General features: G+C 46.7%; 5 protein-coding genes. 3 read left to right on the top strand and 2 right to left on the bottom strand.

Features of this window, described 5'->3' with window-relative positions; translation table 11 throughout:
* Positions 1-106: 106 nt before the first annotated feature.
* Complete coding sequence (locus AACV78_RS11800) at positions 107-2,539, bottom strand: M48 family metalloprotease (RefSeq protein ID WP_194074408.1); 2,433 nt, start codon at positions 2,537-2,539, stop codon at positions 107-109.
* A gap of 225 nt (positions 2,540-2,764) precedes the next feature.
* Between AACV78_RS11800 and AACV78_RS11795 the strand changes: the two genes are divergently transcribed.
* The 3 genes from AACV78_RS11795 to AACV78_RS11785 all read left to right on the top strand — a co-directional run bounded on the left by AACV78_RS11795 (position 2,765) and on the right by AACV78_RS11785 (position 8,455).
* Positions 2,765-5,701, top strand: coding sequence for a tetratricopeptide repeat protein (locus tag AACV78_RS11795; RefSeq protein WP_194012823.1), 2,937 nt, complete (start codon positions 2,765-2,767; stop codon positions 5,699-5,701).
* A gap of 79 nt (positions 5,702-5,780) precedes the next feature.
* Complete coding sequence (locus tag AACV78_RS11790; RefSeq protein ID WP_194012822.1) at positions 5,781-6,149, top strand: hypothetical protein; 369 nt, start codon at positions 5,781-5,783, stop codon at positions 6,147-6,149.
* 584 nt (positions 6,150-6,733) lie between these two features.
* A complete protein-coding gene (locus tag AACV78_RS11785; protein ID WP_194012821.1) occupies positions 6,734-8,455 on the top strand; it encodes a putative bifunctional diguanylate cyclase/phosphodiesterase in 1,722 nt (573 codons plus the stop codon).
* 75 nt (positions 8,456-8,530) lie between these two features.
* Here the strand turns inward: AACV78_RS11785 and AACV78_RS11780 are convergent, their stop codons facing one another.
* Positions 8,531-9,868 carry a CAP domain-containing protein gene (locus tag AACV78_RS11780; RefSeq protein ID WP_194012820.1) on the bottom strand — a complete coding sequence of 446 codons (1,338 nt, stop codon included), beginning with the start codon at positions 9,866-9,868 and terminating at the stop codon, positions 8,531-8,533.
* Positions 9,869-10,471 lie beyond the last annotated feature (603 nt).

The raw sequence follows: 10,471 nt of genomic DNA, 5'->3' as shown, positions 1-10,471 counted from the left end.
GGGTTGGGGTGGGTGAACTGTATTTTTGCAAGAGTTCTATTGGTTTGTAGTGCGGACTGAAGTCCGTACTACGAACCTTTTGTGCAATCTCCAATGCCAAATTCCCTCATCTTCCGCCTTGGATAATGATGTATGCGCCCCAACAAGCAGCAGCAAAAGCCAAAATCGCAGACCAAATCGGATGTCCGCTGTTACTGACTAGGCTGCCTTGACTGCGGAGGGTTTCGAGGTCGATCGCCACATTAGCACCCCGGCGCAGCCAACCAGTCGCCACAACTGGTTTTCCGATCAAATCGCTGGGGCGAGTAGGTTGCGGCAACAAAGAACCACAGGGCCCAAACCTCGAAACATAGTGCAACCTCACCAAACCAGTCGCCGTTTGCAAAATCAAATCCTGTCCCAGCCAATTTTCAATACCAGTCCTACCCAAAAGCTGCCCGGAAAGCTGCACTGGTTGAGCATCCACGGGCAAAACATCGGGATTTGACAAAATTTCGGGTAAACTCGGCGAAGCGGTTTCTCGCGGCGTAATGTCGGGGAAAAAATAATTGATCCGCATCAAAGTACCGATGCTAAATCCGATCGGCAAACAGCCCCAAAAGATCGATCGATCGCCCAAAAGCCAATCCAGCCGCCAAATACTCGTCTGCGAAAAAATCCAGCCAATCAGCCAAAGCAGCGCCACCAGGCCCAAACTCATGGGAATTCCAAAAAACGGCGCGCCCTGTAAAAATAGTTTTGAGTCTTTAAATTCGAGTATTGATTTCAACAGAGACAATTTTCGTTTCTTCGGTGATTCCAGCGACAGACTCGCCAAATCTAACTCTGTCTCGATTTTCCAGAATTGCGCGTAAAGTTCCAATAGCTTCAAACGCTCTCCCAGCAAAGGATGCGTGCTGTTAACCGTCAGCCAAGCGCGATCGGGATTGGTGACATCCCACAGCAAAATCTGTGACAGCGGCGCGCGCAAGGCTGCAGATCCAATGGTTGCAGCTTGTCCGACTCCCAGGGGTAACAACAAATCAAAACCTTCAAGAAAAAAGCTAGTTTGTTTTTGCTGTTCGATATTTGCAGCAATGCTGATCGCCATTTTACCAAGCGCCCGCGTCAAACCGTTAGGATTGCCCGTAATTTCCGCAGCGGTGCGATCGCTAAAATACACCCGGCGGCGCGACAGCCACAACATCGGCCAGCGCAACAACTTATAAATCCCGTAACTAATAGCAGAAATTGCAGCGGCCAAAAATCTCACAGCAAAACGCAAAAACTCGATCGTCATTAAATCGCACAATCTCTCACTCCAGTATGCCGCTTGCCAATAAATCAAGTAAGGAATCTGAATCACCAGCAACGCCAGCGACATCGGCGCAAAATCCCAGTGAGAAATGTGGCTTAATTCCCGCGCAAAAATAGTGGCAATTTCATCATCCGTCAACTGTTCCAACAGCCCGCGACTCACAGCAATCCGAGCAAAACGGGGCAAACAGCCGTAACTGAAAGCCACAGGAACATTTAGCGGCAAGAGTTTCAACACAGGGGTTGGCATATTTTGCTTGGTACAAAAACTGCGGAGTACCCGACTAGCTTCTTTGCTGTGCTTGGATAAAACTGAGCCGCGCAGGGTTTCGATGCCGCAAAATAGTTTTAGCAGCGCGTCTGTCAGCCAGGGAGATGAGGCCAAAAGCAATCCAAAAACTATCTGCACAAAGAAAGTTGGATCGCGGTAAAAAAGTTGGATCGGCGCGAAAATAGGCAGTCTTGTAAATATGTAAAACTGAACCAACAGAGAATTAGTGTTTGTCAGCAAAAATTGCAGGACAAATCGGGCGAGGAAAAATAGGGCGATCGCGCTTACAGCAGCCCCAATCCAAAAATTCAGCAATTTTAGCGGTTTCAGGGGCTGCGGGTTTTTTGTGCGCCCTGCTTCGCGCCAAGTCAGTTGGTAAGTCTCTGCCCTTGGGAGTTCGATATTTGTTGCGGAATCGGAACTGTTTTCGCCGCTAGTTTCTGTAGGGTTTTGCGGTTTTTGGGGTGGAGGAGGCGGGGAAATCTGTCGCGATTTGGGGTTTCCAGGCGCGGCAGTCGCTTCTAAGGGTAAAAATCCGGTTTTTTTGTCTGCGATCGACCGTAGCGCAGCGGGGCGTAAGCCATCGCCCTCAAGCGTTTTTTCTGCAGATTTTGTTGCGGCATCAAAGGCGACAAAGCCTGTTTTGGGGGGAGTTTCCGGTGGTTTTGGAGGGCGGGGCGGGGTTAATTCTTTTAAAGTGCGATCGGCCCAAGTTTTAACTTGAGGATTGGAACTTTTTTTCAGCAAAGTGCAAAGGGCGATCGCGCTTTTGAGATTGCCGGTTGCTTTGTACGCAGCGACTAACCCCATTTGCGCGCGGATTCCGGGCGGTTGATTTGCAGCGCTTTGGGTAACGGATTCTAAAAGGGCGATCGCGCTTTGGTAATCTTTTTGTTTCAAAGCAGCTAACCCAGCCTCTAGAGACTGTTTCAGAGATGAATCCGCCGAATTTGGATTGTGTGGAGATGCCATAACTGTGCTTGCGATCGCGTCTTGTCTAAGATAACCTCACCCGAAGGCACTTCGGCAACTATAGCCCCATACCCTTGAATTAACATTTGCAATAAACTTCAGCTAACAACAGACCTTTTATACTCATTCATCAGATATCCTAAAATTATCTGCGTTCATCAGTGTTTATCTGCCTTAAATCTGCCGTTGCAATATTAATCCATAAACCACCACACCCGAACAACCATGCCAATTGACGACGAAGACTTTGAAAGCGAATCGATCGCGGGCGATCGCCAACTGCAACTGTTCACAGACAGACACGAATTTACCCGCCGATTTGCCTTTTATTTAAACGAAGACCCGCCCCGCGAACAAATTTTGTATTTTTTCGGGGATGGAGGCAACGGCAAGTCATTGCTGCTAAAACACTTGGAATTTCACTGCTGCAAAAAATTTGCACCGGATGTGTGGAAACAATGGCGCGAAGTCCCAGAATCGCAAGCCGCCGAAGTTGCTAATTCCGTCCGCTATGCAGCAGCTAAAACCTACACTCCCATCCCCGCAGTCAGACACGATTTCGGATTAATTCCGATCAAAGAAGATAAACCGCAAGATAGATTTTACGGCTTGCTAATGCTGCGGCGAAATATCGCAGAAGCCACCAAGAAACACAAATTTAAATTTCCCAATTATGATTTTGCTTGCTTTTGGTATTTGTTGAATAAAGGCGAGTCTGACGCAACTCTCAGCCAACTTTTCCCCGATGATGTCATTCAATTGGTGACACCTGCTATTGAAAGTTTTGCAGGATTTCCGGTGGTGGCGCAAGCAGTAGCCGTGATTAAAGGCATAGTTAAATTGAGCGGGATTAAGGGAGTGATGAAATTAATTCAACAGCGCCTGGGTGTCGGCGACGAAACGGCGGATCAAATTCGCCGTAAAGATATTGATACTGAATTAATGGACTGTTTGCCGAAATTATTGGCCGGGGATTTGAATGCGGCAATGGCTGGCAAAAATAAACCAGAACGCCTTGTCATGTTGTTCGATACTCACGAAAAAATGTGGGAGGAAAAACGTAATTCTCAAGGCGCAACTTTTTGGTACCAAGATGAGTGGTTTCGGCGGTTGTTGAGGGCATTGGATTACAAATTGGGGATTGTGGTTGCTGTGGCGGGGCGAGATTGTCCGGTAACGCAATTGCGGTGGCCGAATGCGTCAAAGTTTCCGATTCCGGCAGATTATATAGATGCACAATTGGTGTGGCATTTGTCGCCCGCCGATGCTAGGGATTACTTGCACAAAGTGGAAATTTACAAGGCAGATTTGGCAGATGCTGTAATTAAATATGCCAGCGTCAATCCCGCTGATAATTTGGAGAATTTGCAGGTACATCCGTTTTATTTGGGTTTGTGCGCGGATGCGGTGCTGGCAGAAAGAAGGCGGGGTATTGAGTTGCTGGCGTCGGATTTTGCGCGGATTCCGAAGTTGGAAAATAAGACTGCGGAGTTAACGGATCGGTTGCTGACTTATGTGGATCGCGAAGTGCGATCGGCCGTGCATTCACTGAGTGCTTGCCGCGCTTTTGATGAGGATTTGTACGTGAAATTAGGAACTGGTTGTCACTTCCAAGCAAGCAGTGCAAATTTTGAGATGTTGACTGGCTTTTCCTTTGTTTGGGAATCCCAAAAGCGGGGGAATAATTGGTATCGGATTCACGATTTGTTGCGGCGCTTGGATGCCGATCGGGATAATCCGAAAACTCGCAGGGCTCATGAGGTTTTAGAGGGGCATTATCGGGAAGTGGGGGATGCGGGTGAGGCCATTTTTCATGCTAATCGCTTGGATTGGGAGCGGGGTGTGAAGGAATGGCAAGAGGTGTTTGATGAAGCTTTGGACAAGAGTCGCTATAAGGAATGCGAGGCGCTGCTGGAAGTTAGAGATGAGTTGTGGATTAAAAGTGATTATTGGCTTGGTAGAGTTTCGCGATCGGAGGGAAATTACTATGCTCGGTTGGCTCGATATGTAGAGGCAAGACAGGAATATTTAGAGGCAGTTGCAGCCTGTAATTCTGCTTTACTTATTGCACCGGATGATATCAATGCTCTCAACAACAAAGGGAATGCGCTGCAAAGTTTGGGTGATTTGCAAGCAAAGCTAAGTGAATTTGAGGCCGCAAAACAGTCTTACTTTGAGGCGATCGCAGCCTATAATTCTGCTTTACTGATTGTACCAGATGATATCGAGGTTTTCAAGAACAAAGGGATTGCGCTGAAATGTCTGGGTAATTTACAGGCACAGCTAAGTGAATTTGAGGCTGCAAAACAGTCTTACTCAGAGGCAATCGCAGCCTATAATTCTGCTTTACTTATTGCACCGGATTATATCAATGCTCTCAACAACAAAGGGAATGCGCTGCGACGTTTGGGTGATTTGCAAGCACGGCTAAGTGCATTTGAGGCTGCAAAACAGTCTTACTTTGATGCGATCGCTGCCTTGAATTCTGCTTTACTGATTGCACCGGATGCTATCTGTGTTCTCAACAACAAAGCGAATGCGCTGCGAGGTCTGGGTGAATTACAAGCACAGCTAAGTGAATTTGAGGCGGCAAAACATTCTTACTTTGAGGCGATCGCAGCCTGTAATTCTTCTTTACTTATTGCACCGGATGATATCTGTGCTCTCAACAACAAAGGAAAGGCGCTGTTAAGTCTGGGTGATTTGCAAGCACAGCTAAGTGAATTTGAGGCTGCAAAACAGTCTTACTTTGAGGCGATCGCTGCCTTGAATTCTGTTTTTCTTATTGCACCGGATGATATCGGTGTTCTCAACAACAAAGGGATTGCGCTGCGATGTCTGGGTGATTTGCAAGCACAGCTAAGTGAATTTGAGGCTGCAAAACAGTCTTACTTTGATGCGATCGCTGCCTTTAATTCTGTGTTACTTACTGCACCGGAGTTTATCGCTGCTCTTACCAACAAAGGGAATGTGCTGCGATGTCTGGGTGATTTGCAAGAAAAATTATCTGAGAGAAAGGAAGCACTCAAAAATTGGCAAGAGGCGCTGGAAATGTTCGATCGCTCTTTAGCCATTGCTCCTAATAACGATTGGACTCGCAATAGACGCGATTCGCTGCAAAAATTTCTCGATAATTTTGGTGATGATACTGTCAGCAGTTAGCCCGATCGCAATTAGCAAAGACGCGGCATTCAGGAGGCGGATTTGTCCAGTTAACTTATACCAAAAGTTCACAGGATTTATGCACTCCGACAAAGAAACCGGGTTTTTGCCCGCATCTACGCATCACAACCAAGAATTATCGAAAAAACCCGGTTTCTCGGCCTTGCGCGCCTCCTCACAGAAACCGGTTTTTTGCCCGCATCTACCCATCACAACCAACAATTGTCGAAAAAACCCGGTTTCTCGGCCATTCGCGTCCCTCAAAGAAACCGGGTTTTTGGCCGCATCTACGCATCACAACCAACAATTGTCGAAAAAACCCGGTTTCTGGCCACCCGCGCAAAACTTACCCACTCCGACAAAGAAACCGGGTTTTTTCCCAAATCTGCTCATCACCACCAATATTCAAGGGAAAAACCCGGTTTCTAGCCCTATGCGTAAGTCCTAAATTTGCTACAATAGCCTTATAAAATATCAAAATATAAAAATAGAAAAAATATGAACTAATCCCAAATACCGCAAATACCTTGGCCGCCCTTAAGCCGAGAAGCGCACAAACTATCAGTTACCGATAGATTAGCTCTAGTCAATGCGATTGTTGAGTCCATCAGACGGGAACTCAAACCCCCACAATCTTTACTAAATAACTTCGTGGAACCGATGACTGGGCTACCAAAAACTCATCCACCACCCACCAACAAATACCGAAGTTAAAATTAGATTTTGCCCCGATCGCCAAGGTGCCGCCAAGCGACTCAAAGGACTAGCAAAAACTGATATGCCACCGCCAAAAATTGCGGAAGTTGCACTTATGTTAGAAGAACGTTTGGTGGAGCATTACCTAAAATCAAGGTATTAGTAGACACCAATATTATCCTCGATAGTTTGCTAGAGCGAAAACCGTTTGTATAGGATGCTGATGCTTTATTTGAGGCGAGCGCTCCTTAGTTGAAAAAGCCGTTTCTGAAGCCAACGCACCTAGTACGAGACTACTGGATACTCTACCCACCTTGAAAATTAAAACCGAGTCCTATGCAACCAAAACCTAACGTTAACCTATACTCATTCTTGGGGCATCTCCCCTGGCTGAAAAAAAGCTACACTGCCAAAATTATGGTGGTTGCATTTTTAGGCACGCACGTTCCTTTGCTAACCTTAATGGTCTGGTTTCTCACCTCCAACGCTTACTCTCTAGAGACATCAGTCCGGGTTCTGCTGATTGCTCTGCTGGCGACATTAGCGGGTACGGCAGCAACGCTTTATACGCTACGCCACCTCCTGGTTCCGGTAATCTTAACCTCGGAGGCTCTACAAAACTACCTCGATACCAGAACATTGCCGAACTTACCCACAAAGTTTACCGATGAAGTCGGTACGCTGATGGCAAATTCATCACAAACGCTTTACAAACTAGATGAATTGATTCATTACATTACCCACTACGATGAACTGACTGGATTGCCAAATCGTGACTTATTCTGCGATCGCCTGAATCAAACCCGATCTCAAAATAACTCACCCTTAGTCGCAGTGCTGGTATTAGGTATCGATGATTTCACAGGGATTCGCCATGCGTTGAAGCCTGGGATATGCGACTTACTAATTATAGCCGTTTCCCAACGGGTGGTACAGTGCATAGATGGGTCAGATGCCTTGGCGCGTTTGGGCGACGGTGAGTTTGCGATCGCTCGCAGCGAACTCCCCTCGCTGGAGAGTGTGGTCAAGCTATCCCAAATGCTGCTGAGTACGCTGACCAAACCTTTCTCTATCAACGGCCAACAGATCCACATCACCGCCAGTCTTGGCATTACATTAAACCATCTAGAAAATACGAATTCTGTAGGGAAACTTCTTCAGCAAGCCGACTTCGCACTTCATCAGGCCAAGCAGCAAGGGTGGAGTCACTATCAGTTTTATTCACCGGAAATGAACGTTAATTTACAGGAGCGACTGGCCCTAGAAAATAGCCTGCGCGGAGCCCTGGAACGCAACGAACTACTGGTTTACTATCAACCGCTGATCGACCTGCAGGGCGGACGGGTGACAGCAACGGAGGCGCTGGTTCGCTGGCAGCATTCTACAGAGGGTTTGGTGTCTCCGGTAAAATTTATTCCGATCGCCGAAGCCAATGGCGAGATCGTGCCCATTGGTGAATGGATCTTGCGAACGGCTTGCGCTCAAAACCGCTGCTGGCAACTGGCTGGGCTGCCAGCCCTGCGGATTTCGGTGAATCTGTCGGCTCGACAATTTGAGCAAACGAATCTGGTTGAGATGGTTCGCCAAATTTTGGCCGAGACGGAACTCGAAGCTGCGTATTTAGAACTGGAAGTGACTGAAAGTGCCTTGATGTCAGATATTGAGCGATCGGTCACAATCTTAACGCAACTGCGAGAACTTGGCGTGTCCCTCGCCCTAGACGACTTTGGCACAGGTTATTGTTCGCTCAACTACCTGCAACGGTTTCCGGTTAATATGCTCAAGATCGATCGATCCTTTGTCAAAGATGTACTGTCTAACCCGAACAGCGCCACCATTACTGATGCGATCATTGCTCTGGCAAAAAGTCTGCGGTTAACGATCACCGCAGAAGGCATTGAAACCAAGGAGCAGCGTGACTACCTGCAAGCGCGAGGCTGCGATGAAGGTCAAGGGTTTTACTTCAGTCGCCCTGCTAACGCTGATACAATCACCAAACTGCTAAACGACTCGTTTCAGTCTGATGCAGAATCTATCGCTCTTACCACAGACTTTTAAGCTGAACCACTAAAGTGCTCTTGTTTTTAGATTCCCGACTTCTCCAAGAAGTCGGGAATCTCGATATGGTGTTTTTTAGGCGTTAACAAAAACAGAAGATGTAAGCTGACTTTGACTTACATCCTGCACGATGCCCAAATAATTACTACCAGACTTAATCGCCGTAGAAGCGACGCTTGCGCCTCCATCCAACTGCAAACTCACAGCTTCAAAAGTCAAGTTGGCAAATCCGATACCGTCAGTCAAACCAATCTTATCCCCGATCGCAAAATCGGCAATTACATCGGCACCAATTAAACTAGCAGAAGCCGACAAACCTCCTGCCAATATAAACGTATCATCACCAGCACCCCCCGTCAAAATATCTTGCCCGCGATCGCCCGCCAACAAATCGGATCCATTACCGCCAATCAAAATATCATCTTCTTTCCCACCGCGAATAGTATCATTGCCGTCAGATCCGATCAGTCGATCGTTATCGTTATTACCGCTGATAAAATCATTACCAGCACCGCCATCAATTGAATCCGAATCTTTGCCACCCCATAAACTATCATTGCCGCCAGCGCCGTTAATTGTATCAGCACCTTGCATTCCATTAATGTTATCAACACCCTCTCCACCAGTGAGATTATCTTTACCAGAAAGAGCAAAAATTGGCAATCCCGCAGCATTTGCCGGTATTTGAGTATCGGCATTATCTGATAAGAAATAATTGCCGTCGCTGGCTGTATTCTTTGGCCCTGCTGTCGGGCTGCCCTCCCCTGTAGCATTCGGTATTGGCGAATTAATTACTACTAATGTGTTGGGAGTTGGTGCGGGAGTTGGTGTCGGAGTTGGTGTCGGAGTTGGTGTCGGAGTTGGTGTCGGAGTTGGTGTCGGAGTTGGTGTCGGAGTTGGTGCGGGATTGACACTACCGTCAAGCGAAGTAGCAAAAACTTGCGTCCAATAATGATTAAAATTGACGCTACCAGTATCGTTTGCTAAGAAATAGTAACCAATTCCTATTTCTTTGAGATTCGGATTAAGAATGTTAGCGCGGTGGCCCGTACTGTTCATCCATCCTTCAATGACTTGTTCCGGTGTAGCATAACCCGCACCGATATTTTCTGCATAAGTTGAGTATTGATAGCCCGTTGTCTGAATCCTAGTTCCGGCTGATGAACCATCTTTTCCGGTATGGGAAAAGAAGTCTTGCAGTCCCATATTTTGGCTTTGAGTTTGCGCCGCACTCAGTAATTGAGTATTTAAAGTTAGGGCAGAAAAACCTAATTTGCTGCGTTCTATATTAGTAAGTTCCAAAACTTTATAAATAAAGTCTTGATTAGTTGTGGGTTGGGAAATTTGAGAGACCGATCGCTCTCCTGTTACAATGTCTGCAGACTGAGAACCGAAATTTTGTGGTTCGAGCATGGGGATGATTAAAAATTTTAAGACTTGGTGAGTGTTGGTAGATGGCTTACCGTCTTAATGATAGTTTCCCGATTATTAGTTGGCGGCCTACAATTCAAGCATTGTGTTAATCTCTGCCGCTGCTGTATGTATTTTGATTATAGCTGTTGTGAAAGTGCAAATGTCAAGAGTTTGGCTGGAGTTTTGTTGATAATTAGTCCGATCGCCCTTTGCATCAATACAAATAGTAGGATTTGAGATTAACAGGTAGCGACAGTTGCAGGGGCGGCGAATCGGGGACAAAAAACCCGGTTTCTGGGAGTTTTGCATCCGGTTACGAAACATTTCAAAAAAAACCGGGTTTCTGAGTTCGGCGTGTGAATCGCGCGCGGTAGAAACCCGGTTTCTGGGAATTTTGCATCCGGTTACGAAACATCTCAAAAAAAACCGGATTTTTGAGGCAACAAGTGCGATCGCCCTTGCTAACTTTTGACTAGAATATTGACCAAAAATTGTAAATTATACCATTTTCCTAAAGATGTGCTACGTATAAATTCTTAGCCCCCCCGCGGGAGGGGGGGTTGGGGGGGTAATCTCTAGCGCTACATGAAATTGGTATAAGGG

It is taken from the genome of Tychonema sp. LEGE 07196 (assembly GCF_963890365.1).
GTDB lineage: Bacteria > Cyanobacteriota > Cyanobacteriia > Cyanobacteriales > Microcoleaceae > Microcoleus.
The sequence above is the reverse complement of the archived record's forward strand: the minus strand, read 5'-3'. Positions and strand labels throughout refer to the sequence as shown.

Bases quoted from the DNA above. Each gene is read 5' to 3' on its own strand.
- AACV78_RS11800 (WP_194074408.1), bottom strand. From the start codon at position 2,539: ATGGCATCTCCACACAATCCAAATTCGGCGGATTCATCTCTGAAACAG.
- AACV78_RS11795 (WP_194012823.1), top strand. From the start codon at position 2,765: ATGCCAATTGACGACGAAGACTTTGAAAGCGAATCGATCGCGGGCGAT.
- AACV78_RS11790 (WP_194012822.1), top strand. From the start codon at position 5,781: ATGCACTCCGACAAAGAAACCGGGTTTTTGCCCGCATCTACGCATCAC.
- AACV78_RS11785 (WP_194012821.1), top strand. From the start codon at position 6,734: ATGCAACCAAAACCTAACGTTAACCTATACTCATTCTTGGGGCATCTC.
- AACV78_RS11780 (WP_194012820.1), bottom strand. From the start codon at position 9,868: ATGCTCGAACCACAAAATTTCGGTTCTCAGTCTGCAGACATTGTAACA.